Below are 25,767 nucleotides of genomic sequence, written 5' to 3' on the forward strand. Positions count from 1 at the left end.
CGTGGTTTAGTGCGTAATAAGCATGGTGAGCCAGGTACTTTCCGCCATACACTTTTTGGAACAGACCGTCTTAGTGAGCGCCACTCTGCTGCAAAATATAGAGGTGCTTTTTCTTCTAATGTAGTCACTCGTTGATACGTAGTAAGGATGGTTAGGAGGTGGTTTCTTCAAAAAAGGAATGGTTATTTTACACATAAATACGACTATAAATATATGAATAATAATATTTAGGGATAAGGGAGTGTAGTATATAATGCCTAAACAAAAAGAAATAGAAGTCGAAGATATCAATAACAAAAAAGATGATTCGAGCTCGCCAAAATTTACTGCGCCAGTAAAAATTGATTCGCCTGAATTCGAATTATTGATTGCTGAAATTGCTTGTGATGCAGCAGAACGTAGAAATGCTAGTAGTGAGGCTCGTCCCTTTTATGCGATTGATTTAATTAAGCAATCTCGACTTAGTGCTCTGCAGTTACCTATTGAGTATGGCGGCAGTAATGTAAGTATTCGTGATCTTTTCTACGTTGTAGTACGTCTAGCTGAAGCCGATCCAGATGTAGCGCATATTCTTCGAGCTCATTATGGCTATGTGGAGCAATTTCTTCGTGAAAGTAATAATGAAGAAAGACGTAAAACTTGGTTAGCAAGAATAGCTGAAGGAGCCATTATAGGGAATGCTTTTACGGAGATTTCATCAAAAAATGTTGGAAATTTAGTATTTGAAACTACTCTATCTCCAGATGGGGATGGTTATCGCTTGAATGGCACCAAGTACTTCAGTACGGGTACTTTATATTCAGATTATGTAGTGGTGATGGCATCCACCCCAGAAGGGTTGCCGATATCAGCGATTATCCCAACTAATCGGGAGGGCGTCAGCTTAGAGGATGATTGGGATGGTATCGGACAAAGGTTGACTGGAAGTGGTACGACTCGTTTACATAATGTTTTCGTCACTAGTGAAGAGGTAATTGAATTGAGTGGTGATAAGACACCATTTAATTCCTTTGTACAGCTTTATCTTCACGCTGTTATTGTAGGTATCCTACGAAATGTTGTTTCAGATGCAGCGGCCTTAGTGAAGGGAAGATCCCGTACATTTAGTTATGCTGCCGCTGATATACCACGTGAAGATCCACAGCTGCTACAGGTAATTGGTGAAATTTCAAGCATAGCTTATGCTGCTGAAGCAACTCTGCTTGCGGCTGCAGATTCTCTTGATATTGCAGTGAATGCAGCGGTGGATGGGGTCATTGATTATTCACTTAGTCATAATGCTTCGCTGAAAACTTCACAGGCCAAGGTCATTATAGATGAACTTGCGTTAAAGTCAGCATCATTACTATTTGAGGTTGGCGGTGCATCGGCGACAAAGCAGTCAGCGCATCTTGATCGCCACTGGCGGAATATTCGTACATTAGCCTCTCATAATCCAACCGTTTATAAAGCCCGTGTTATTGGTGGTTATGTGGTAAATGGGACGGAGCTACCGCTAAAGGAAGTATACTTTTAAACGATTCCTTTATATCTTGAAAAATACTAAAAAAATAGGGGGGTTACATATGAGTAATGTAGTAACTGAAAAAAATATCTATTCAAGATCGTATATTGAGGAAATTAGAGAAAAAGTTAAACCAATTGTAGAAAATGTGATTAAACCCAATGCCGGACTCGGTGATAAAGAAGGCTTGTTTCCTCGTGAAAGTTTACTAGCTTTAGCTAAAGAAGGTTGGAATTCTGTAACAATACCAGAAAAATGGGGTGGGCTAGACTTAGGGTACGTCGGTTTGTCCGTTGTAGCAGAAGAAATCGGTAAAGTTGACGCATCTACTGGACTTGTCTATGCGATGCATGTTGGTGCTGCTCAAACTATTAATTTATTTGGGAACGATGATCAAAAAGCACGTTGGCTATTGCCGATTCGTGAAGGAGCAATCACAACTTTTGCAGTCAGTGAAAAAGCAACAGGTGGGCATGTATGGTATAACCTAAGTCAGGCTGTACAAGACGGGGATGAGTATATTTTAAATCTTGAAAAGTCATTTACGACAAGTGGTGGACAATCCGATTACTATGTTGTTCAGACTCGTACAGCTGGTAGTACCGATCCAAGTGAGCATAGCTTTTTTATCGTCGATGGACATCAAGAGGGAATTACAGCTAAGCCATGGAAAGCATTAGGTGTACGTGGAAATCATAGTGGACCACTAAAGTTTGAAAATGTGAGGGTCCATCATCGTGATTTACTGCAAGTAGCTAGTCATGATGTAATCAATGGGACGGGTGCGATTCTAGGCTTAAACGCTGTATGGCTTGGAGTGGCACAAGGTGCTCTTGATGCGGCAATCGCACATGTCACAAAAACGACTCATAAAGATTTCAATAAAAACTTGGCGGACTATCAAGTGATTCGTCAAAAATTGGCGGAAGTAAAAATTCAAATTGCAGCCGTACGAACATGGCAATATGATTTAGCTAGACAATATGATGAACTGTGTAAAAACAATCAATCGTTGCTGCCTCTTGCTGGTGAACTGACGGAACATAAAGTCCTAGCAACTGAATTAGCTGATACTGCAGCTCGAGTAGCGATGGATGTAGCAGGAGGTTACGGCTATATTGAGGGTACATTTGAACGAATTTATCGTGATGCACGAGGCGGAATTCCAATGGCTCCTTCTAATAATTTAGCTCGTGAACAAATTGGAAAAGGCTTAGTTGGCCTACCACTAGAGCTTTTTGAGGAGGGAAAATAATATGAAGAAAAAGAGAATTTATTTAAATGCCTTTGATATGAATTGTGTGGCTCATCAATCACCAGGTCTATGGGTGCATCCTGAAGACCAATCCCATCGTTATAAGGATATTGAATATTGGGTGGAGCTTGCTAAAATCTTAGAAAAAGGTAGATTTGATGGTTTGTTTATTGCCGATGTTATAGGGATTTATGATGTGTACGGTGGAGATAAAGAAACGACCATTCGTGAAGCAACACAAGTGCCTGTAAACGATCCAATTCTGCTTGTATCGGCGATGTCGCATGCGACTAAACATTTAGGATTTGGCATTACATGTTCTACCACCTTTGAACATCCATACACTTTTGCAAGAAGGATGTCTACCTTAGATCATCTCACAAATGGAAGAATTGCGTGGAATATCGTAACCTCTTATTTGGAAAGCGGAACGAAGAATATTGAAATCGGGGATAAATTCCAGCATTCAGAAAGATACAATATAGCAGAGGAATATTTAGAAGTTTGCTATAAGTTGTGGGAAGGCAGTTGGGAAGACGGTGCTGTCGTCAAAGATAAGGAAAAAAGAATGTTTACCGATCCAACAAAAGTACATGAAATCAATCATCATGGCAAATATTTTGATGTACCTGGTATTCATTTATGCGAACCTTCGCCTCAAAGAACGCCTGTTTTATTTCAAGCTGGAGGTTCATTAAGAGGACGTCAATTTGCAGGTAAACATGCTGAATGTACGTTTATTTCAGCCCCTTTAAAAGAAGCAACTGCTGCGTATGTGAAAGATGTAAGAACACAGGCAAGGGAGCAGGGAAGAGATCCTCAAAGTTTGAAAGTATTTGCTTTGTTTACACCAATTGTGGGCCGAACAGAGGAAGAAGCATGGGCAAAGTATGAGGAACTATCAAGCTATATTAGCTATGAAGGTGCTCTTTCTTTATTGAGTGGATGGTCAGGTGTGGATTTCTCTCAATATGATCCAGATGAAGAAATTAAATATATTGAAACGAATGCCGTTAAATCGATGCTTGAAGTGTTAACAAAATCTAGCCCGAATAAAAAATGGACGGTCCGTGAATTAGCAAATTTTGCTGGAATCGGCGGGATGGGTCCTGTTGCAATAGGAACTCCTGAGCAAATAGCTGACACTTTTGAAGAGTGGATTGACGAAACGGATATTGATGGATTTAATCTTGCGTATGCAATCACGCCAGGAACGTTTATAGACTTTACTGAGCTTGTTGTTCCAGAACTTCAGCGTCGTGGTCGATTGAAAATGGAATATGAAGAAGGTGTCTATAGAGAAAAACTCTTTGGAAAAGGTCAAGTGAGATTATCAGAGGAACATATAGGATCAAGTTATCGTAACAATCATTTGCAAGAACAAGCATAACAAATGAGGGGGAAGAAATGTTCATACCGGAGATATTTACAGTAGATATCTCTGGTTATTTTTTACCTTAAATAAAGTTACAATTTGATGAATTTTATTTAAAAGTTCACTGAATCGTAAAAAATGGATATAATCTGCCCCTTCGAAATGAACAAAATATAAAGGATTTTTTTGGAGTTAAGAAAACTATTCCTATTTGTTTAGTTTAATTTAAAGAATGAGTGGAGGGATTGATAGTGGCGAAAGTTCTCGAAAAATTTATAAATTTGAAAACGGAAAATGTCGCTGTTCCTAATAAGATTGAAGCTAAGTCTATTTATTTTGATTATGATGGTTTAGAAATTTTGAACAATATTAATCTAACTGTTAAAGAAGGAGAATTTGTCGTCTTTATGGGACCTAGTGGATCTGGGAAAAGTACATTTCTTCGATTGCTAACAGGATTAGCTCAGCCTAAACAAGGTGAAATTTTGGTTAACAATCAGTCCGTTGCAAAATCGTTACCAGATAGCTCAGTTGTATTTCAAGATTATTCATTATTTCCTTGGTTAACGGCAGAAGAAAATATCATTCTAGCATTAAAGCAAAAATTAAAAAAATCAAAAACAAAAAAAGAGTTAGAACAGTTGGCTCAAGGTTATTTGGAATTAGTTCAGTTAGGTCATGCTATTAAAAAATATCCAGGAGAAATGTCAGGTGGGATGCGCCAACGTGCAGCTATTGCAAGAGCACTTTCATTGGGGTCAGACTTAATGTTCATGGATGAACCGTTTGGGGCACTTGATCCGGTTACAAGAATTAATCTACAGGATTTGATTCTTCAAGTGAACCGTGAACAACAGCGAACGATTGTATTTGTAACACATGACGCGGAAGAGGCTATTTTCTTAGCGGATCGTATTGTGATGTTTACTCCAGGGCCGCCTGGTAAAATTGCAGAAATTATAGATGTTCCTTTTCCTAAGACTCGAAATCGTAAACAGTTATTCGAAAGCTTAGAATTTATAAAGTTTAGAGATTATGTGTTAAGTGTTATGAATCGAGGTGTTTTCGAAAAACTGGAAGAGAGTTATGAAGTACGTGTTGGAGGAGAAGGAATTTAATAACGATTGAGGATTAGTGGGAGGAAGTAGAATGAGAAAAAGAAAATGGTTAGTAGGTATGGGGTTATCAGCAGTATTAGCTTTATCAGCTTGCAATGGGCAGGAAAAAGCGTCAACAAAAGATAACGAAAAAACATATGAGCTAAAAGTTGCGTATGGCAATTTATATGGAGCACCTCTTGCGGATATTGCTAGGGCGGAAGGTTTTTTCGAAGAAGAGAATTTAAAAGTGGATATGGTTGGTTTATCAGGAGATGGATTAACTCCATTACAGGCAGAAAAAGTAGACATTGCTCTAACATTTGGTTCAACCGCTCCTATGAATTTTATTGCTAATGGTGCTGATTTTCAGATGATTGGCGGGCATATGGAAGGCGGACATCCGCTTGTCGCAAAAAAAGAGAATGTAGATCAATATAAGACATTAGAAGATTATAAAGGTAAAAAAATTGCTGTCGTGCATTTAGATACATTGGATGTTTACTTTAAAGCAGCACTTCAGGAAGCCGGAATTGATATTAAGAAGGATGTTGAGTTCATAGAACTAGACTCCAGGGCTTCAGTACTTGAAGCGGTAAAAACCGGAAAAGCTGATGTAGGCATTTCTGGTACAGGACATTTAACAAAGACGTTAGAACTTGGTTTAGCACCGGTTCAATGGATTAATGATATTGAACCAGATGCAGTTTGCTGCCGAGTTACTGTAAGAGGCGATATATCAGACGAACAAGCAATTGCTTATAAAAAATTTATGAAAGCTCTTATTAAGGCCGAACGTGTGAAGTTAGAGAGTCCCGAAAAAAATCTAGAAGCATCGATAGATAGATTTAAGAATTTATCTGAATCTACCATTGATGAAATTGTAAATGAACCACATTTAATTAATACAGCTGATCCAAACAAAAACGAGACGTTAGAATTATGGGAGAAAATGAAAAGTATTGGATACGTCAAGAAGGAAGCAGAAAATATTGATATGAATGCTCATTTTAATCTTTCATTCTATGAACAAGCTATCGATGAACTTATTGAAGAAAATCCGGATGATGAATATTATCAAAAACAATTAGAGAGATTCAATCAACAAAACTTCTAGGAGGGTCCTATGAGAAAATTTTTTCATCTATATATTTATTCGACTTTAATTGCCTTTGCTTTTCTAGGATTATGGGTTTACATTACTAATTTTACAGAATTGTTGGATCCAGTGATTTTTCCTTCTCCAGAAATTGTTGTAATAGCATTTGGTAAAGCAATTTTAGATTTATTTAAAGGATTTTTAAGCTCAATGGGGTTATTAGTCCCAGCTTTTGCTTTAGCGTTAGTATTAGGTATTGGTGGAGGGTTATATTTCGGTTTACACCATAGATTTAGGGTAATTTTAGAGCCGTTCTTCCAGACTTTTAGCCCGCTTCCACCAACTTTATTTATTCCGTACGCCATTGCGTTGTTTCCAACTTTTAAGTCAGCCTCTATTTTCATTTTATTTATCACAACTTTTTGGCCAATCTTTCTTGGTACCATTCAAGGGGTATTATTAATTGATAAGCCTTACTGGGACAATGCAAGAACAATAGGGTTAAAAGGAAAAGACCTGATTTTCAAAGTTATTCTTCCGGCAAGTTCGCCATTGATTTTGAGTGGTATAGGTACGTCTCTTGGATTTTCGTTTATCGTGTTAATGATGGCAGAGATGTTTGGAGCCGAATCGGGAATGGGTCATTTTATACAGTATTATACAGATTTTACTCAATATGATTTTGTTCTAGCAGGCATCATTTTTAATAGTTTAATCATTTTAGCCATTATGATCATTTTTGAAAAAATCAAAAAGCGGTTGTTGTTCTGGACGAATTTAAAAAGTGAAGCCAATTAAGTAAGAAAAATTGTCGTAAGACTCTCCCTCATTAAAAGAGGGAAGAGTCTTTACTTTCATTAAGGAGTAGTATGATGCGAACAATTGTAATCATTCTGTTTATATTCTGGCTTGCTGGATGCTCAAGTTCAGTTGAAAATCAAATAAAGGCTGAAAAGCCAAAAGAATTAGAAGTGACAATAGAAAGTGATCCTAAACAGGTTCAAATTAATGAAAAAGTTACCTTTACTTCAACAGTGAAATATGGGAATGAGGACATTAGTAAAGATGCTGAAGTTATGTTTGAAGTTATTGAAAATGGAATGTCTTATGGAAATTTGCCGATTGAACCAAGTGCAAATGGGACCTATCAATTAGAACTGAAATTTAGTGAACCCGGTGAACATCAAGTTATCGCTCATGTTAGTTATAAAGATTTACATGAAATGCCAATCCTTCCCTTTCAGGTGACGCAATGAAAGGAGTCAGATGTTTCTGATGAGTAATGTAAAAAAAAGAGCTAGTTTGTTTATAAAAGGGTTGGTCGCCGCTATTTTAGTTTTAGGTATAGGTTATGCGATTTATATGAATTTTTTTAAAGAGAAAGAAGTGACTGCGATTGATAAAAGTGATCTTGCTTCTAATTTTACTTTGAAAAATTTAAAGGGTGAAGAGGTCAAATTAGAGGATTATAGGGGAAAAGGTGTGTTTCTTAACTTTTGGGCTACATATTGTCCTCCGTGTGAAAAAGAAATGCCGTATTTGGAGTCTGCATATAAAGACTATAAAGATAAAGACATAGAAGTACTAGCAGTTGATGTTGGAGAACCAAGAATAATAGTTAACCAATTCGTGTCAAAAAAAGAGTTGAGTTTCCCAGTTTTACTTGATTGGAATGCAGATGTAGCTGATTCATATGAAGTTAATACGCTTCCTGTTACTTTTTTGATTAACGAAAAAGGAGAGATTAAAGAAAGAATTTCTGGTGAAATGACTGAGGAGAATATTCGTTATTATTTAAAAAGTATTGTTCCAGAACGATGAATATATTTGTCATATAACTAAATATTAAGAGCAGTTAAATAAAGTGACTAGATTACTATAGGCTCTCTATTCAAGATGAATGTATCTTGGAAGGAGGGTCTTTTTAGTTTTAATACTCAATATCTGATTAACGCCATAAAGGAAATATTCTGTATATTAATAATTTTAAAAATACATTGAAACTAATTATTTTGGAACACAGGTAATTACAAATGAGTCAGAAGAAATACCTAATCTGTCTTATTTAGGAAATCGATTAAAACAATTACATAAGGATATGGATGATATTTTTATAAAAGAAGAAGAGACTGACAAAAGAAAATTATTCGAGTTGAGACAGTCTGAAAAAATTATTAATAATTTATTGAAAACTTTAGTTAATTATTTTCTAAATATTGCGAAAATATTAGAGGGTGGCAAATTAGATATGCTATTCTTAAGTGATGGCTTATCTTTCAATAATCTTTCACATCCAGCAGAGCTAGTTAGATTTGAGCCACTTACATTATTAGCTTCTTTATCTGCTGTTACAACAAATATCGGACTTGTAGCAACAGCATCTACAACGTACAATGAACCATTTCATATTGCACGTAAATTTTCTTCCTTAGATCACCTAAGCGGTGGCCGTTCTGCTTGGAATGTCGTGACGTCTTATTATCAAACGGAAGCGAATAATTTTAACCAACAATCTCATTTAGATCATTCTTTGCGTTATAAACGAGCAGCGGAATTTGTAGAAGTTGTGAAGGGATTATGGGACAGTTGGGAAGAAGATGCTTTAGTGCGAGATAAAAAGTCGGGTCAGTACTTTATTCCAGATAAATTACATACATTGAATCACCAAGGAAACTATTATTCTGTAAAAGGCCCGCTTAATTCATCGCGCTCACCACAAGGTCGGCCAATTATTGTTCAGGCAGGGTCATCGGATGATGGTATTCATTTAGCGGCACAAACAGCTGATGTCATTTTTACTGCACAGCAAACATTAGAAGATGCACAAGCATTTTATAAAAAAGTAAAACAGAAAGCTGTAGAATTTGGTCGTTCTCCTGATGATGTGAAGATTATGCCAGGTGTCTCTCCTTACATTGGTCATACAGTAGAAGAAGCCTTTGAAAAATATGAACAACTTCAACAGCTTATTACACCTGAAATAGGTTTAGAGTTTTTATCTGAATATCTCGGAGGGCTTGATTTATCCGCTTATGACTTAGATGGTCCTTTACCAGATGAAATCCCAGAGACAAATGGAAATCAAAGTCGACGTCAACTCATTATTGATCTGGCCAAGCGTGAACAGTTAACGATTAGACAACTCTATCTTCGAATTGCCGGTTCAAGAGGGCATAGAATGATTTTTGGAACGCCAGAACAAATTGCAGATCAGTTGGAAGAATGGATTGTGAACGAAGCGGCAGATGGCTTTAATCTTATGTTTTCACATTTTCCTAATAGCTTAGAAGATTTTGTGAAAGAGGTTATTCCAATTCTTCAGCAACGAGGGCTGTTTCGGACAGAATATGAGGGAAGTACTTTACGAGAAAATCTAGGATTATCGCAAGTGGAATCAAGATATGCGAAGCAAGCAACGACAACTGAATAGTTGTCGTTGCTTGTTTTTGCTATAATGAAGAAATTAAAGAAGTAGATTATGAGAGCACGGAGCATTATCAAATAACGAAGTATTTTTTACAGCATCGGGAGAAAATGCTGATGGAGTTGTTTATGGAGGAAGATTGAAAAAAGAGCTTGCAGAATTACTTCGCAACATATTTGTGTAGGACAAGAGGGGGAAATTACATGGTCAAAATTCGTAAGGCTTTCAATGATGAAGTAGAAATGCTTCGACAGCAAAGAATAGAGGCGTATGAAGAACATGCACAAAACATCCCGGAAGGACATTGGGAAGCTCTAAAGAAATCTATCGCGTCACATGCTGATGAACAGGAGGAGGTTGAACTTCTAGTTGCTGAATTAGATGGGGAAGTGGTAGGCAGTGTTGCTCTGTTTCCTGCGAAATCAGATGCTTATAAAGGACTTGTTGATATGTTAGATTACCCTGAAATAAGAATGCTTGCAGTCACACCACAGTCACGAGGAAGGGGTGTTGCTGAGGCATTAATAAAAGAATGCATTAGTCGGGCAAAAGTAAAGGGTTCACAGTATATCGGCTTACATACAGCAGACTTTATGAAATCTGCTATGCGGCTGTATGAACGTATGGGCTTTGTACGAATGCCGCAATTTGATTTTCAACCTGCTGATGACGGAATCATTGTAAAGGCATATCGACTATCTATCGAATGAAGAATATGGAAAAAGAAACAGCCACGTGTTTTCTAGTATATAGAAATACGTGGCTGATGAATGTAATTATATGATTAATGTTAAAACGCCCAATCTCCATTACGGAAGACAGGTTCAGCAGTACCGTCAGCTAGAATGCCGTCGATGTTCATTTTGTCAGAGCCAATCATGAAGTCAACGTGGGTTAAGCTTTCATTTAAGCCATGTTCAGCTAGCTGTTCTGGTGTCATATCTTTCCCGCCTTCAAGACAGAAGGCATATGCACTGCCGATAGCTAAGTGATTTGATGCATTTTCGTCAAATAGTGTATTAAAGAACAACACATTAGATTGTGAAATAGGGGAGTTGAATGGCACGAGTGCGACTTCTCCTAAGTAGTGGGAGCCTTCATCTGTATCCACTAATTGTTTTAAAATTTCTTCGCCTTCTTCTGCTTGTACCTCGATAATGCGTCCATCTTTAAATGTAACAGAGAAGTTATTGATAATATTTCCACCATAGCTAAGCGGTTTTGTGCTTCTTACTGTTCCGTTAACACCTGTTTTTAATGGAACCGTAAACACTTCTTCCGTCGGCATGTTGGCCATAAAATGATGTCCGTGTTGGTTGATGCTGCCGGCGCCGCACCATAGATGTTTTTCAGGAAGCTCAATTGTTAAGTCAGTTCCTGGAGCTGTGTAATGAAGTTTTTTGTAGTGCTTGTCATTCAAATAATCTACTTTTTCATGCAAGGTGTCATCATGTGTTTTCCATGCTTCAACAGGGTTTTCTGTATCAACACGAACTGCTTTGAAGATAGCCTCCCATAATTTATGTACGCGATTTTCAGCCGGCTCTTCAGGGAATACTTTGTTTGCCCAAGCTTCAGAAGGAACGGCTACAATCGACCAGCTTACTTTATCGGATTGCATAGCTTGGCGCCATGGTTTTAAAGCAGTACCAGATGCTTTTTGGAAATTCGCAATTCGCTTTGAATCTACGCCTTTTAATAAATCAGGACTGGAGGAAATCACCGATAGAAAGGCTGCCCCTTTTTCAGCTAGTTCAATGGTTTCTTTTGCACGCCATTCAGGATATTCGTGAAAGACTTCGTCCGGTGCTAATTCATATTTTGTGCGATTCACAATGTCGTCGTTCCAATTGACAATTACATTATATGCGCCAGCTTCATAAGCCTTTTTGACAATTAAACGTACGAGCTCTGCACCTTCTAGTGTCGTATTGACAACAAGCGTTTGTCCTTGTTGAATGTTAACACCGACTTTTATAGCTAGCTCTGCATATTTTTCTAAATTTGCTTGGAAATCACTCATTATGATTCCTCCTTTTCCAAAATCTACAACTTATATTGTACTAATAGAGAAAGAAAAAAGAAACTTATAGCATCCGTAAACAATGAAAAACAACAAACTGGACCTGCAGTTTGTTGTTTTTCATTGTTATTTTAATACGTCGTGATCAACATAACGCTCGCCGTTTATTTCGCTGATTAAGTTGATTGCGACTCTTGCGCCGTCTCCAGCTGTCACGATTGTATGTGCGCTCGTTCCTGCACATGCTCCGGCAGCCCAAATGCCTTCTACGTTTGTTTTTCCAGCAGCATCTACATCAAACACTTTCTTTGATCTTGGCTCTGTACCATCTTTTGTTGTGATACCTGCTTCTTCAGCTAAGCTTGTTAGCCCGCCCGTTGCTAAAATGATTTGTTTCGCTTCAACTGATCCGTTTTCTGTTTGAATCTGAAATCCTTCAGTTGTTTTAGTAATTCCCGTTACTTTTGTTTCAATTAACTCTGCACCAAATTTTTTCGCTTGGGCTAGACCTGTTGCTAATAAATCAGGTCCAGCAATTCCAGCTGTACCGTAATGATTATCTAACCAAGCTCTTTTTGTGCCGCTTTGATTGCTGTCTAGAATGACTGTTTGTTTTCCTGCTTTCGCTGTAAAGATAGCGGCGCTGCCTCCAGCAGCTCCAGCTCCAATAATCGCTATTTCATACATAGGAAAAAACCTCCTTTTTTATATTCATGTTCATTTTAACAAATGAGGGAGGAGGGGAGGTAATGATTGAGACTAAAATGGCAAGATTTTACCCGGAATTGGCGAAATTCTGCCCTGAATTGGTTAGATTATTTTCCGAATTGGCGAGATTACGGCATAAAAGAAAGGGCCCCCATTCGTATGAATAGGGGACCCATTTTCTTTAGTATTATCGATTTAAATTAATCCAAACGCTCTTCACTTCTGTGTAGTTGTTTAGAGCATAGGAGCCCATTTCACGGCCGATACCGGATTGTTTGTATCCGCCAAATGGGGAAGCGGCATCAAATGCATTGTAGCAGTTGACCCAAACTGTACCAGCACGCAGTTTGTTAGCAATATAATGAGCATTGGCAATGTCGCTTGTCCAAACACCAGCAGCAAGGCCGTATTCACTTGCATTTGCCCGCTTGATGACATCATCTAAGTCCTCATATGGTAAAGCTGAAATAACAGGACCGAAGATTTCTTCTTTCGCAATCGTCATGTTATCTTCTACGTTTGCGAAAATAGTAGGTGCAACAAAGTAACCTTCTTCGCTAGGAGGAGCTCCGCCAGCTAGAATTTCTGCACCTTCTGTAATCCCTTTAGCAATGTAGCCAAGCACGCGCTTTTGTTGTTCTTCGGAAACAAGCGGTCCAATTTGAGTATTTGGATCAAGCCCTGTTCCTTGTTGAATGGATTTAGCATGACTTGCCATGTCGGCTACCACGTTATCGTAATGCTTCTTTTGAATAAAGACACGAGAGCCGGCACAACAAACTTGTCCTTGATTAAACATAACCCCGTTTAGCGCGCCAGGAATCGCTTTAGAGAAATCAGCATCAGGCAGGATAATGTTTGGTGATTTTCCACCAAGTTCAAGCGTCACACGTTTTAGTGAATAGGAAGCAGAACGCATGATGCGTTTACCGACTTCTGTTGAGCCAGTGAAGGCAATCTTATCTACTTCAGGGTGATCGACTAAAGATTGGCCTGCTGTTTCTCCGAAGCCAGGAATGATGTTGATAACTCCGTCTGGGAATCCCGCTTCAGAAATTAATTCAGCAAGGTAAAGGGCAGACAGAGGCGTTTGTTCTGCCGGTTTTAGAACAACTGTACAACCAGTGGCAAGGGCAGCCCCAAGCTTCCACATGGCCATTAAGAGCGGGAAGTTCCATGGGATAATTTGTCCAACAACTCCAACAGCTTCATGTCTTGTATAGTTAAAATAATTGCCGCTTACAGGGATAGTTTGTCCAACGATTTTCGTTGACCAGCCTGCGTAATATCGAATATGTTCAATTGCCAATGGAATATCTGCATTAGTTGTTTCTCTAATTGGTTTACCGTTATCTAATGTTTCAAGTTGAGCAAGCTCTGTTTTATTTTCTTCCATTAAGTCTGCGAGCTTGTACATTAAACGACTGCGCTCCGCTGCACTTAATCTTGACCATGGGCCTTCATCAAATGCTTTACGAGCTGCCTTGACGGCTAAATTAATATCCTCTTTATCACCTTCATATACTTCAACAAGTTTTTTACCTGTTGCTGGATTCGGAGTGGAAAATGTTTTCTTAGAAACACTTTCAACGAATTGTCCATTAATATACAGCTTTTTTGGTCCTTGTAAAAACTTTTGAAGCTTTTCACTAACTTGCAAAGTAAGATTTGACATAAATACCTCCTAAAATATGCGTAAATTGGTATTGTGCAAATCATGGTGTGGGATAAACAGGTGAGAGCGTTTATGATATGCCCCAATTCATCTTAACAAATGTAATGATTATACTCAAATGTTAAATAGTGTAATTTTAATATTTTTTTTAAAAGGTGAAAATTTCTCTTTAAAAGGCGTGCTAAATCACAGTTCTGCACGAAATTAGTCAGAAATCATCAGCGTTCTTATGATAGATTTTAAAAAAATGTCTATATTTTTGTCATGACAGTTGTATTTACTATAGTCATAAACAAAAATAATAGATAAAATAGAAATGGGATAAAAATATAAATAGTAGGAATTTTTTTAGTGTTACGGAAGTTCATCAGGAGGAATTGTCATGGATAAAAAAACAAAACCGATAGCAGATCGCAAGCTGTTAGGGATTGCTGGAGCAGCCTGGATGTTTGATGCCCTCGATGTGGGGATGCTCTCCTTTATTATTGCGGCTTTGAAAATGGAGGAAGGATGGAATCTGACTGATGTGCAGGCTGGATGGATTGGAAGTACGCAATCGATTGGGATGGCTGTCGGGGCTTTGTTGTTTGGAGCAATGGCAGATAAAGTAGGACGTAAAAATATTTTAATTATTACGCTTTTACTTTTTTCTGTCGGAAGCGGATTATCAGCATTAGTAGGGACGGTTAGTTTATTTTTAATTTTACGCTTTTTTATCGGCATGGGGCTGGGAGGAGAGCTTCCTGTCGCATCTACACTTGTAAGTGAAAGTGTAGCACCGAGCAAACGTGGACGAGTCGTTGTCTTATTAGAAAGTTTTTGGGCGTTAGGTTGGATTTTATCGGCTCTTATTTCTTATTTTATCATTCCGGCATACGGCTGGAGAATTGCTTTAATCTTAAGTGCGTTACCAGCTTTTTATGCGGTATACCTGCGTTTTAGTTTACCAGACTCACCGAAATATGAAGAGTTGAAGCCAAAGGAAAAACAATCGATGCTTCAAAATATGAAAAAAGTGTGGGCGAAAGAGTATTCCAAACAAACCCTCATTTTATGGGTGCTTTGGTTCTGTGTTGTCTTCTCTTATTACGGCATGTTTCTATGGTTACCAAGTGTGATGCTGATGAAAGGGTTCAGCTTAATTAAAAGCTTTGAATATGTGTTAATTATGACGCTTGCGCAGCTTCCAGGTTATTTTACGGCCGCTTGGTTTATTGAAAAAATGGGTCGTAAATTTGTATTAATTACTTATTTAATTGGTACGGCAGCGAGCGCCTATTTCTTTGGAACAGCTGAAGAGCTGCCATTGTTAATTACATCAGGAATTCTTCTTTCTTTCTTTAACTTAGGTGCATGGGGGGCTTTATACGCTTATACTCCGGAACAATATCCAACAGTGATCCGGGGAACGGGAGCAGGGATGGCAGCGGCTATTGGACGTATCGGAGGAATTTTAGGGCCATTATTAGTTGGGTACTTAGTAGCTGCCAATACGTCGATTAGTATGATTTTTACGATTTTTACCGTTGCCATATTAATCGGTGTCATCGCGGTTGCTTTCGGTAAAGAAACGAAAAATACAGTATTAGAATAGAACTTTGAGAAAGGAGTGCACTTGCACTCTTTTTTTATTTAGGTTATGCTAGCATAGTTGAGCAAACGATTTCTTATGTCGATATTGACATTTATTTACTAATCATATAGTATTTATATACTTTCATATTACTTTTTTAATTCTTATCCAGAGAGGTGGAGGGATTTGGCCCTTTGAAGCCTCGGCAGCAGACCTGTTATAGGAACTGTGCCACATCCAACAAGCAGATGCTTGGAAGATAAGAAGAGTCGAATGAATACAGTAGCCTCTTCTTGGATAAGAAGAGGCTTTTTAAATATGCGCTTGAATACAGCTGGAATATGGAATGATATAAGGGGTTCAAGTATTACATAAACAGAATAGAAAGGGGCTATACATATGGAATTATTTAAAAAGATTGAAGAGAGAAAAGCGCTGTTAATTGATAAATTATTAGCAAAAGGTGTATACAAAACAAAAGATGAGCGGCATTTATATGATGTTCCATTAAGAGTATTAGAAGATGAATATAAGCTTGTTGTCAATAAACCCGATCAACATTCCTCTTCCTCATGGATGACATAGTGAAGGTTGATTTGTTTACATAAAAATGAAAATTGGAAGTTATGTTCGGATTGTCACAAAATATTCAAGAAATGTATTCCTATTTAAAGATATTTGCAAATTTATTACAATTAGAAGGGGTAAATTAGATTGATTTGGGGCTAATTATCTATTATGATATTTTTGTAAATATATTGAAAAGTGGGAAATGAATGATGGAGAAGCTATATGCTGAACTCATTAATGAAAAAATTGAAGAAAAAAGACAAGAAATGATTAGATTAGCTATAGATTTTGGCTTTACAAGTCAGCTGGCGGTTCAAGCAAGTCAAGAGCTCGATTCTCTTTTAAATGCGGCTGCATTTAGAGACAAATAGTAATACACTTCCCTGTCAAACAGATATTAAAAAAATTCCTGAAAGCTATTGCTAAAAAATGAGCAATAGCTTTCTTTTATGTTGGCTATAATAAGCTTGTGAATCTAAAGCGATATTTAATAAAGCCTTTAGGGGATGATTGCCGTTCATTCACAATTAGAATCCCTTAAGGGGGAAGATTAATGATACTACAGGTCGACAAAAAGGGGTGTCATCATGGAAAAAACAAAAAAATGCCGGGACTCTCTAGTTGTTAAAACAAGTATCGTTCTTCCTCCAGACACAAATAATATTGGTACGATGTTTGGAGGGAAATTAATGGCGCAAATTGATGACATAGCGGCTATTTCAGCGATGCGCCATTCTCGGTCACATGTTGTAACGGCCTCAACGGATTCGGTGGATTTTCTGCATCCAATTTTTGAAGGCAATGCGGTTTGTTTAGAAAGCTTTGTTACTTATACAGGCCGCACCTCCATGGAAGTGGTTGTAAAAGTAGTAGCTGAAGATTTGCAAAGCGGTGTTCAAAATTTATGTGCTCTTTCTTTTTTAACTTTTGTAGCGATTGATGAAAAGGGAAATCCTATTCCGGTTCCTCGTTTAATTTCGGAAACAGAAACGGAGAAAGCGCTATATGAATCAGCGAAAGAACGAGCACAAGCTAGAAAGAAGCGGAGAACAGATACACAATATATTGCCGATACTATTGGAAACGACCTTGTTTGGTCTTTATGAAAAATCGAGTACATACTCGATTTTTTTGTTGTCTAAAAGGTATAAAAAAATAAAAATGATAAAAAATAACAGTAATTATTTGAGAAAATAACTAAAAAATGTTAAAAGTTGAGTAATGCTATAAAAACGGTTAGGGGGATAGGCATGGAAAAAGAACTCCTGCGAGTAGAAAACCTAACAACCTCATTTTGTATTGATGATCAATATTATGCAGCTGTTGATGACTTATCTTTTGCCGTTCATGAAAATGAAATTGTTGCCATTGTAGGAGAGTCAGGCTGCGGTAAGAGTGCACTTGCTTTGTCTATTATGCAATTGCACGATAAAAAGCGAACAAAATCAGAAGGTTCTATTATATATAAAGGAACAAACTTATTGAATGAAGCAGAATCTAAGTTAAATAAAGTTCGCGGTCGACATATTAGTATGATTTTTCAAGAGCCGTTAACGGCATTAAATCCCCTTATGACAGTTGGTAAACAAATAGAAGAAAGTCTTCATTATCATACAGATTTATCAAAAAAACAGCAAAAAGCCAAAACGCTTACTCTGCTTGAACAAGTTGGGATTCCGTATCCAAAGCGCACCTATAAGCAATATCCTCATGAATTGTCAGGAGGGATGCGCCAAAGAGTGATGATTGCAATTGCTGTAGCTTGTTCTCCTTCCCTTGTTATTGCCGATGAACCAACCACCGCACTAGATGTAACCATCCAAGCACAAATTCTAGATTTATTAAAAGACATTCAACAAAAAACAAAGATGGGTATTATTTTTATTACCCATGATTTAGGCGTTGTCGCAGAGATTGCTGATCAAGTGATTGTGATGTATGCGGGACAAATTGTTGAAAAAGGAAGTGTAAAAACAATATTGGAGAGGCCGCTTCATCCTTATACAAAGTCTTTGCTTCACTCTATTCCTACTGTGAAGAAAGAAAAGAATCGATTGCATGTAATTCAAGGGATGGTGCCGTCTATTGCGAAAATGAACAGAAGCGGCTGTCGGTTTAAAGAAAGGATTCCATGGATTTCTGTGCAATCGCATGCGCAATTTCCGAGGCTTCATGAAGTGGAACCAGGTCATTTTGTTCGCTGCACTTGTTATAAACAGTTTCATTTTCCGAAAGAAGGAGGTACAGCGATTCGATGACGTTGCTAAAAGTAGAAGATATTAAAGTTTATTTTCCAATTCGAGGCGGTTTATTTCATACAGTAGTAGACCATGTTCGGGCGGTGGATGGTGTTTCTTTTGAATTACAGAAAGGAGAAACGTACGGGCTTGTTGGCGAGTCGGGAAGCGGTAAATCCACAACAGGAAAGGCCATTGTAAAGCTGCATCAGGTGACTGCTGGAACCATTACGTTTCAAGGCAAAGATCTTACGTATTTGAGCAGAGGAGAAATGAAGCCTTTTCGTAAAGATATTCAAATGATATTTCAAGATCCATATTCCTCTTTAAATCCGAAAAAGCGCGTGCTGGATATCATTGCGGAGCCAATTCGAAATTTTGAACGTGTATCGGTAACGGAAGAGAGAAAAATTGTGCAACAGTATTTAGAAAGAGTGGGACTAAATCCAGATTCTATTTATAAATATCCACATGAATTTTCGGGTGGACAGCGCCAGCGGATTGGTATCGCTCGTTCTTTAACGTTGAAACCTAAATTGATTATTGCGGATGAACCTGTGTCAGCCTTGGATGTATCTGTCCAGGCACAAGTGTTGAACTTTCTTCAAGATTTGCAAAAAGAATTTCAGTTAACGTATTTATTTGTAGGGCATGATCTTGGTGTCATTCGGCATATGTGTGACCGCATTGGTGTGATGTATCGTGGGCGATTAGTGGAGGAAGGAACGAGTCAAGATATTTACAAAAATCCACAGCATATTTATACGAAACGGTTAATGGCTGCGGTTCCCGATTTATCACCTGATGCTCGCGGGCAAAAAATAGGGCTTCGAAAACAGGTAGCTGAAGAATACAAGCAATTGTATTCTACCTTCTTCGATGAAAATGGAAGAGCGTATGATTTAAAGCCGATTAGTGCCACACATAAAGTAGCATTGCCATAGGAGGTGAGAGGAAGCCTATGTGGAAATTTATTGTACGCCGGTTATTGATGATGATTCCACAGTTATTTATTTTAAGTGTTCTCGTATTTATGATGGCTAAAGCAATGCCGGGTGATGCTTTAGGAGGCAGAGAAATTGATCCGCGAGCTAATCCGGATGTCATTGAAGCACAGCGAGAAAAAATGGGATTAAATGACCCTTGGCATGAACAATATATTCGATGGGTGAGCAATGTTTCAAAGGGAGATTGGGGAGTATCGTATACACATAAAGTACAAGTAACGGATGTGATTGAAGACCGAATCTGGAATACAGTGAATTTAGCTCTCTTGACTTTAATTTTTACGTATTTAATCGCTATACCACTGGGGTTAATAAGTGGACGGTACAGCGATTCATGGATTGATAAAGTGATTACAGGTTATACGTATATAGGCTTTGCGACTCCTATGTTTATCTTTGCGATTATTATGCTCTTTGTATTCGGTTTTTCCCTTGATTTATTTCCGACGGGGGGAAGCGTTAATCCTACAGTGGAAGAAGGGACGTTTGCCTATGTACTGAGTAAAATTAATCATATGATTTTACCGGCGTTTAGTACGGCAATTGTTTCTACAACAGTGATTATTCAATATTTAAGGAATGAAGTCATTGATAATAAAATGAAGGACTTTGTTCGAACAGCAAAAGCTAAAGGCGTACCAGAAACAAATATTTATACTCATCATGTATTACGAAACTCTTTTTTACCGATTGCGGCTTTTTTAGGCTATGAAATTACGGGCTTAGTAGGTGGGGCTGTAATTATTGAGACGATTTTTAATTATCCAGGCATCGGTCAATTATTTCTAAGCTCTGTTCATGCTCGTGATTTTAGTGTTGTTACCGCTGTTGTCATGATGACTGGCTTTGCTACCCTATTGGGGACTCTTCTGTCCGATATTATTTTAAGTATAGTTGATCCGCGTATACGGATTGACTAAGGAGAGGTGAAGCGAGTAATGGAATTGAACGTAAATACAGAAAAACATGGACAACCTATACAAATAACACCTTCTGGAAGACAGCTAATTTGGCAGCAAATGAAAAAAGATCGTTTAGCGATGGGGTCGTTCATTTTATTAGTTTCCATCCTGCTCTTTGTGTACAGCGCAGCTTTTGTTATGGATGCGGAAGAAGTTGCTCGAATTAATTTACGAGCTCTTCATCAACCTCCTTCTCTGGAGCATTGGTTAGGGACGGATTATGGCGGACGAGATGTATTTGGTCAATTAATTATTGGAACGCGTAATTCGTTTACGATTAGCTTTTGTATCACATTGTTAACCGCTTTGATTGGGTTAACAACGGGGCTGGTGGCTGGTTATTTCGGTGGGGTGACAGATCATGTCGTCATGCGCATTATTGATTTTATTATCTCTTTACCGACGACGATGTTTATTATTGTATTAGTAACGATTATTCCCGAATTTACAATATGGTCGTTTATTTTGGTGATGACTTTGTTTTATTGGACGGGCAAGGCCCGATTGATTCGTTCCAAAGTGTTAGCGGAGCGGGAATTAGATTATGTGCAGGCTTCACAAACGTTAGGAACTCCACATTGGAAGATTATGTTCTTTCAAATTTTCCCTAATGTAAGTTCGATTATCATCGTGAATTTTATTTTGAATTTAGCGGGGAATATTGGGCTTGAATCAGCTTTAACGTATTTAGGATTTGGATTGCCGGAAAGTACACCGAGTCTTGGAACGCTCATTAGCTATGCAAGAAATCCAGATGTGTTAGAGCATAAATGGTGGGTATGGCTGCCAGCTTCTGTCATGATTCTTGTGATGATGTTAAGTATCAATTTTGTCGGTCAAGCGATTAAACGTGCGACGGACGCTAGACAAAGAAGATAATGAACAACAAGAGGAAGGTTTTTTATGAACGCTAAAGGCTACCAAGTATTATGCACATTCATAAGCTTCATATTAGTAGCAGTTTGTCAATCAGGACAAAAGATAGAGGAAGTCCATCAAGAAGTGGCAGGTGTTAGAACGAGTCAGACATTTTTAACAAAAACAACAAACACAGCTAATGCACTTGAAGGTGGTCATTTAAATTATGGTTTAGTCGCAGACAGTCCGTTCGAAGGAATATTAAATGGAGTTTTTTTTGAAAATGCGTATGATGCGGAAATCTTGCAATTTTTTGATGAAGCGCTGCTCGCGACAGATGAAAACTCGCAATTTACTCAAGAGGGTGCCGCGACATATGAAATGTCTAAAGACTATAAAACGATGACGATTACGATTCGAGACGGTGTTAAGTGGCATGATGGCAACCCCGTAACAGGGGAAGATTTAGAGTTTGCTTATTTAACAATTGGTCACCCTGATTATAACGGATCGCGCTATGATACAACTTTCCAAAATATTATTGGAATGGATGAATATCATGCAGGAAAAGCAGAGCGTATATCTGGTATTAAAGTGAACGGAAATCGGGTTTCTTTAACCTTTAAAGAAGCCAATCCATCGATTTTAACAGGGGTGTGGACATATCCGCTTCATAAAAAGTATTTAAGGGATATTCCAGTTGCACAAATGTCAGCTTCTGAGAAAATTCGTCAACACCCAATCGGTTTTGGACCATTTAAAGTAAAGAAAATTGTTCAGGGGGAAGCGATTGAGTTTGAAGCTTTTGATGAGTATTGGAAAGGAAAGCCGAAGCTTGATCGTATTTCTCTATCTGTTGTGAACTCAACCACAGCCGTTAAAGCGCTGCAGGCTGGAAAAATTGATATTGCTAAGATTTCAGCTGATTTGTATGAGGGAACAAAAAAGTTAACGAATGTCAATCTTCTTGGACAAATGGAATCAACCTATACGTATATCGGTTTTAAGCTAGGTCATTATGATTTAGATAAGAAAGAAAATGTAATGGGCGGAACGAAGTTGTCAGATAAACGTGTTCGCCAGGCAATCGGTTATGCAATTAATAATGATGAGGTCGGACGATTTTTATATAAAGGACTCCGTTTTCAAGCGAATACGGTGATTCCGCCTACACAGCCTAATTATTATGATGCAAGTTTTCAAGGGTATACGTATAATCCTGAAAAAGCAAAGAGGTTATTAGATGAAGCAGGTTATGTGGATCGAAATGGTGACGGCTTTCGGGAGGATCCAAAAGGCAAGAAATTTGTACTTAATTTTGCCTCGATGGCTGGTGGAGATGCAGCGGAGCCATTAGCTCGGTACTATATTCAGCAATGGCGGGATGTTGGTCTATATGTCCAATTGTTAGAAGGAAGGCTTCATGAGTTTAACTCTTTTTATGATCGCTTGAAAAAAGATGATGAAAAAATTGATTTATATCAAGCCGCTTTTGGCGTTGGTTCGGATCCTGATCCATCTGGCCTTTGGGCAAGGGACGCCGCTTTCAATTATACTCGGTGGGTGAATGAAAAGAATGATGAGCTTTTGCAAAAAGGCGTTTCAGTAGAGGCGTTTAATAATGAGTATCGTGCAGAGGTTTATAAAGAATGGCAAGCATTGATTAAAGAAGAAGCACCGCTTATTCCTACTTTATTTCGCTATGGATTTCTAGGAGTGAACAAACGGGTGCGAGATTTGAAGCTTGAAACAGGCAGTGTCTATGTAGATTGGTCGAAGGTAGCAGTAACAGCTGAAAAACCAATTAAATAATCAACAAACAGCCGATTCGCTTGCCGAATCGGCCATTTGCTATGGAGCGTTGCTTTTTCCCATAAGTAAAAAACGGTATACTTAGTGTACGAAGAAAGGGAGTGTTAATCTTGGTTTCTATGATTCATGAAAAAGAAATTGTTTCCTACATAAAAGAATTAGTTACCATTCCTAGTCCATCGGGGTATACAGAGGAGGCGATTGCTTATGTTGCTGCGTTTATGAAAAGAAATCATGTTTCGTATCAGCTAACGAATAAAGGGGCTTTACTGGCGACAATACAAGGGAAGGACCAGAATAGACATCGTTTGTTGACGGCCCATGTGGATACATTAGGTGCGATGGTGAAAGAAATTAAACCGAATGGCCGCTTGAAATTAGCGATGATTGGAGGGTTTCGCTGGAATTCCGTTGAAGGGGAATATTGTACAATCCATACTGTAGAAGGGAAGGCGTATACAGGAACGATCTTAATTCACCAGACATCTGTTCATGTGTATAAAAATGCCGGAGAGGTGAAGCGTGATGAAGAAGCCATCGAAGTACGGGTTGATGAAGCCGTGAAATCTCAAGCTGAAACAGAAGCTCTCGGTATTTCTGTTGGAGATTTTGTTTCATTTGAACCACGTGTAGAAGTAACAGAGAGCGGTTTTATTAAATCTCGTCATTTAGATGACAAAGCAAGTGTCGGCATTTTGCTTCATATCATTGAGCGCATTCAAACGGGAGCCATTTCTTTATCGCATACGACACATTTTCTCATTTCTAATAATGAAGAGATTGGTTATGGAGGAAATTCGAATATTCCAGATGAAGTCGTCGAATACATAGCGGTTGATATGGGAGCAATTGGAGACGGGCAAGCGACGGATGAGTACAGTGTCTCTATTTGTGCCAAAGATTCATCAGGGCCGTATCATTATAAGCTGCGTCAACATCTTGTATCCTTAGCGAAAGCTCATGCGATTGATTATCGAGTCGATATTTATCCGTATTATGGTTCTGATGCGTCCACAGCCATTCGAGCCGGACATGATATTGTACATGGATTAATTGGCCCTGGAATCGATGCGTCCCATGCATTTGAGCGGACACATATTTCTTCGTTAAAGCATACAGCGAATTTACTTGCGCATTATTTACAGTCGGATTTAGTGGTTTAATCTCTTTTATCCATTTCACCGATACTACATCAGAAATGGTTTTTGTAACAGAAACGATGTGTAGAAGGGAGTGACAGATATGTGTTTGATAAATTTCGCATATAAAATGGATGCACGATATGACTTAGTTGTTGCTGCCAATCGGGATGAATTTTATGAAAGACCGACCGCACAGGCGTCTTTTTGGGAAGACGCATCGCATGTGTTAGCAGGCAGGGATTTAGAAAAAATGGGAACATGGATGGGGGTCACTAAACAAGGACGTTTTGCGGCTCTTACCAATTATCGTGACCCAGATAATGAAAGCGGCAATATGCGTTCTCGTGGAGAATTAGTTGGTCAATTCTTAATGGGGGACAATCAGCCTCAACAGTATTTGCAAATGATTCAACAGCATCGTGATCAATATCCTGGATTTAACTTAATCGTTGGGGATGGAAGTTCCCTTTACTATTATTCGAACATAGAAAATGAAATTCGCTTGTTACAACCTGGGCTGTATGGACTGAGCAATCATTTGTTGGATACGCCGTGGCCAAAAGTACGTAAAGGAAAAGAAGGATTGGAAAGCTGTTTGAAAGGTTCAACTGAAACATTGAAAGACTGCTTATTCTCGAGCTTGCAATATGCCGACCCTGCTCCAGATGAAGAACTGCCAAGTACAGGTGTTTCTTTAGAGTGGGAACGAAAGCTTTCTCCGCTATTTATTCAAACTCCGGATTATGGAACAAGATCGTCTACTGTTTTGTTCATGACCGATAAAAATGTTCGATTTGTAGAACGAATGTTTAAGGAGAGAGAATATGAGGAGAGGGAGTTTGTGTTTGAAATTGAGCGGTGACCACTCCTGTGACTAAAGAGGCTATTGAAAAAAGAAAACGATGGGATACTATGCTTCCTACGAATATCAGAAGCTATTCGTACCATATGACAAGTAGCATGAGACATAAAGAAAACTGTTATGATAATGCTTGTATCGAATCATTCCACGGTATTCTTAAATGAGAGTTTGTTTATCAAACAAAGAAAAAGTGTACGGTCATTAAAGTAACCCGTACACTTTTTTGAATTGTCTTTTGAAACAAAAAATATAGTGATTCATTTATGTATGAACGAACATATTCTTTGTCAAAAGGGTACCAATAATATTCAATTGATACGTATGAATAATGGAATGCCTCTGACGGGATTCGAACCCGCACTCACAATCGTTAAGCATAGGCTAGGAGAGAACGCGCCTCCCTACGGATTTTCACCAGAAGAAATTCCATCTGCCTCAGCTAATTTGCTTTTCGGTGCTTCTGAAACCCTTACCTTGTGACCAGACACTCTTTCCATTCTAAGAGCTACAGAGGCGAATTGTTACGATACAAATTAAGTTTTTATACTATATGTCCAGTCCCTAAATACATTCTATGGCGTTCA

Annotated in this window: 23 protein-coding genes, 1 pseudogene and 1 riboswitch; of the genes and pseudogenes, 21 read left to right on the plus strand and 3 right to left on the minus strand. The window is 38.3% G+C overall.

Annotation, left to right across the window (positions count from 1 at the left end; genetic code table 11):
• Nucleotides 1–253 precede the first annotated feature (253 nt).
• From D1953_RS04970 to D1953_RS05015, 10 genes and pseudogenes are all read left to right on the plus strand, one after another.
• Nucleotides 254–1,516 carry an acyl-CoA dehydrogenase family protein gene (locus D1953_RS04970; protein ID WP_119116061.1) on the plus strand — a complete coding sequence of 421 codons (1,263 nt, stop codon included), beginning with the start codon at nucleotides 254–256 and terminating at the stop codon, nucleotides 1,514–1,516.
• Between the two features lie 49 nt (nucleotides 1,517–1,565).
• On the plus strand, nucleotides 1,566–2,759 hold the full coding sequence (locus D1953_RS04975; RefSeq protein WP_119116062.1) for an acyl-CoA dehydrogenase family protein: 1,194 nt from the start codon (nucleotides 1,566–1,568) through the stop codon (nucleotides 2,757–2,759).
• Nucleotide 2,760: 1 nt separating this feature from the next.
• Nucleotides 2,761–4,149, plus strand: coding sequence for an LLM class flavin-dependent oxidoreductase (locus tag D1953_RS04980; RefSeq protein ID WP_119116063.1), 1,389 nt, complete (start codon nucleotides 2,761–2,763; stop codon nucleotides 4,147–4,149).
• A 236-nt stretch (nucleotides 4,150–4,385) separates the two neighbouring features.
• Nucleotides 4,386–5,252 (plus strand): ABC transporter ATP-binding protein, encoded by an 867-nt coding sequence (locus D1953_RS04985; protein WP_245979922.1) that lies wholly within the window; start codon nucleotides 4,386–4,388, stop codon nucleotides 5,250–5,252.
• A gap of 31 nt (nucleotides 5,253–5,283) precedes the next feature.
• Nucleotides 5,284–6,348, plus strand: a complete 1,065-nt coding sequence (locus tag D1953_RS04990) for an ABC transporter substrate-binding protein (RefSeq protein WP_119116064.1) — start codon at nucleotides 5,284–5,286, stop codon at nucleotides 6,346–6,348.
• 9 nt (nucleotides 6,349–6,357) lie between these two features.
• Nucleotides 6,358–7,128 carry an ABC transporter permease gene (locus tag D1953_RS04995; protein WP_119116065.1) on the plus strand — a complete coding sequence of 257 codons (771 nt, stop codon included), beginning with the start codon at nucleotides 6,358–6,360 and terminating at the stop codon, nucleotides 7,126–7,128.
• Nucleotides 7,129–7,199: 71 nt separating this feature from the next.
• A complete protein-coding gene (locus D1953_RS05000; RefSeq protein ID WP_119116066.1) occupies nucleotides 7,200–7,586 on the plus strand; it encodes a FixH family protein in 387 nt (128 codons plus the stop codon).
• A 19-nt stretch (nucleotides 7,587–7,605) separates the two neighbouring features.
• Nucleotides 7,606–8,151: a thiol-disulfide oxidoreductase ResA gene (gene resA, locus D1953_RS05005; RefSeq protein WP_119116067.1), complete on the plus strand. Its 546-nt coding sequence runs from the start codon at nucleotides 7,606–7,608 to the stop codon at nucleotides 8,149–8,151.
• Nucleotides 8,152–8,533: 382 nt separating this feature from the next.
• A pseudogene (locus D1953_RS05010) lies at nucleotides 8,534–9,760 on the plus strand (LLM class flavin-dependent oxidoreductase); the annotation flags it as partial.
• 197 nt (nucleotides 9,761–9,957) lie between these two features.
• On the plus strand, nucleotides 9,958–10,464 hold the full coding sequence (locus tag D1953_RS05015; protein ID WP_119116069.1) for a GNAT family N-acetyltransferase: 507 nt from the start codon (nucleotides 9,958–9,960) through the stop codon (nucleotides 10,462–10,464).
• A gap of 80 nt (nucleotides 10,465–10,544) precedes the next feature.
• Here the strand turns inward: D1953_RS05015 and D1953_RS05020 are convergent, their stop codons facing one another.
• The 3 genes from D1953_RS05020 to D1953_RS05030 all read right to left on the minus strand — a co-directional run bounded on the left by D1953_RS05020 (nucleotide 10,545) and on the right by D1953_RS05030 (nucleotide 14,160).
• Nucleotides 10,545–11,777 (minus strand): aminopeptidase, encoded by a 1,233-nt coding sequence (locus D1953_RS05020; RefSeq protein ID WP_119116070.1) that lies wholly within the window; start codon nucleotides 11,775–11,777, stop codon nucleotides 10,545–10,547.
• Between the two features lie 126 nt (nucleotides 11,778–11,903).
• On the minus strand, nucleotides 11,904–12,464 hold the full coding sequence (locus D1953_RS05025) for an FAD-dependent oxidoreductase (protein ID WP_119116071.1): 561 nt from the start codon (nucleotides 12,462–12,464) through the stop codon (nucleotides 11,904–11,906).
• A 208-nt stretch (nucleotides 12,465–12,672) separates the two neighbouring features.
• Nucleotides 12,673–14,160, minus strand: a complete 1,488-nt coding sequence (locus tag D1953_RS05030) for an aldehyde dehydrogenase family protein (RefSeq protein ID WP_119116072.1) — start codon at nucleotides 14,158–14,160, stop codon at nucleotides 12,673–12,675.
• A 382-nt stretch (nucleotides 14,161–14,542) separates the two neighbouring features.
• On the opposite strand from D1953_RS05030, the gene D1953_RS05035 reads away from it, so the two are divergent.
• The 11 genes from D1953_RS05035 (at nucleotide 14,543) to D1953_RS05085 (ending at nucleotide 25,183) form a co-directional block, all read left to right on the plus strand.
• Nucleotides 14,543–15,754 carry an MFS transporter gene (locus D1953_RS05035; RefSeq protein ID WP_119116073.1) on the plus strand — a complete coding sequence of 404 codons (1,212 nt, stop codon included), beginning with the start codon at nucleotides 14,543–14,545 and terminating at the stop codon, nucleotides 15,752–15,754.
• Between the two features lie 140 nt (nucleotides 15,755–15,894).
• Nucleotides 15,895–15,999, plus strand: a riboswitch (SAM riboswitch).
• Nucleotides 16,000–16,132: 133 nt separating this feature from the next.
• Nucleotides 16,133–16,318 carry a Fur-regulated basic protein FbpA gene (locus tag D1953_RS05040; protein ID WP_119116074.1) on the plus strand — a complete coding sequence of 62 codons (186 nt, stop codon included), beginning with the start codon at nucleotides 16,133–16,135 and terminating at the stop codon, nucleotides 16,316–16,318.
• A gap of 191 nt (nucleotides 16,319–16,509) precedes the next feature.
• A complete protein-coding gene (locus D1953_RS05045; protein ID WP_281271525.1) occupies nucleotides 16,510–16,674 on the plus strand; it encodes an aspartyl-phosphate phosphatase Spo0E family protein in 165 nt (54 codons plus the stop codon).
• Nucleotides 16,675–16,890: 216 nt separating this feature from the next.
• Complete coding sequence (locus D1953_RS05050; RefSeq protein WP_119116075.1) at nucleotides 16,891–17,409, plus strand: acyl-CoA thioesterase; 519 nt, start codon at nucleotides 16,891–16,893, stop codon at nucleotides 17,407–17,409.
• A gap of 144 nt (nucleotides 17,410–17,553) precedes the next feature.
• Complete coding sequence (locus D1953_RS05055) at nucleotides 17,554–18,561, plus strand: ABC transporter ATP-binding protein (RefSeq protein WP_119116076.1); 1,008 nt, start codon at nucleotides 17,554–17,556, stop codon at nucleotides 18,559–18,561.
• Nucleotides 18,558–19,484, plus strand: coding sequence for an ABC transporter ATP-binding protein (locus D1953_RS05060; protein WP_119116077.1), 927 nt, complete (start codon nucleotides 18,558–18,560; stop codon nucleotides 19,482–19,484). Before D1953_RS05055 ends, D1953_RS05060 begins: the two co-directional genes overlap by 4 nt.
• 17 nt (nucleotides 19,485–19,501) lie before the next feature.
• Nucleotides 19,502–20,467, plus strand: a complete 966-nt coding sequence (gene opp4B / locus D1953_RS05065) for an oligopeptide ABC transporter permease (RefSeq protein WP_119116078.1) — start codon at nucleotides 19,502–19,504, stop codon at nucleotides 20,465–20,467.
• Nucleotides 20,468–20,491: 24 nt separating this feature from the next.
• On the plus strand, nucleotides 20,492–21,388 hold the full coding sequence (locus tag D1953_RS05070; RefSeq protein ID WP_425454250.1) for an ABC transporter permease: 897 nt from the start codon (nucleotides 20,492–20,494) through the stop codon (nucleotides 21,386–21,388).
• A 24-nt stretch (nucleotides 21,389–21,412) separates the two neighbouring features.
• Complete coding sequence (gene opp4A, locus D1953_RS05075) at nucleotides 21,413–23,179, plus strand: oligopeptide ABC transporter substrate-binding protein (protein WP_119116080.1); 1,767 nt, start codon at nucleotides 21,413–21,415, stop codon at nucleotides 23,177–23,179.
• Between the two features lie 119 nt (nucleotides 23,180–23,298).
• The gene (locus D1953_RS05080; protein WP_119116209.1) at nucleotides 23,299–24,342 is read left to right on the plus strand and encodes a M42 family metallopeptidase; all 1,044 of its coding nucleotides are present in this window, start codon (nucleotides 23,299–23,301) and stop codon (nucleotides 24,340–24,342) included.
• A 79-nt stretch (nucleotides 24,343–24,421) separates the two neighbouring features.
• Complete coding sequence (locus tag D1953_RS05085; RefSeq protein WP_119116081.1) at nucleotides 24,422–25,183, plus strand: NRDE family protein; 762 nt, start codon at nucleotides 24,422–24,424, stop codon at nucleotides 25,181–25,183.
• The last annotated feature ends 584 nt before the right edge of the window (nucleotides 25,184–25,767 follow it).

This window comes from Peribacillus asahii, assembly GCF_003570725.1.
Lineage (GTDB): Bacteria > Bacillota > Bacilli > Bacillales > DSM-1321 > Peribacillus > Peribacillus asahii.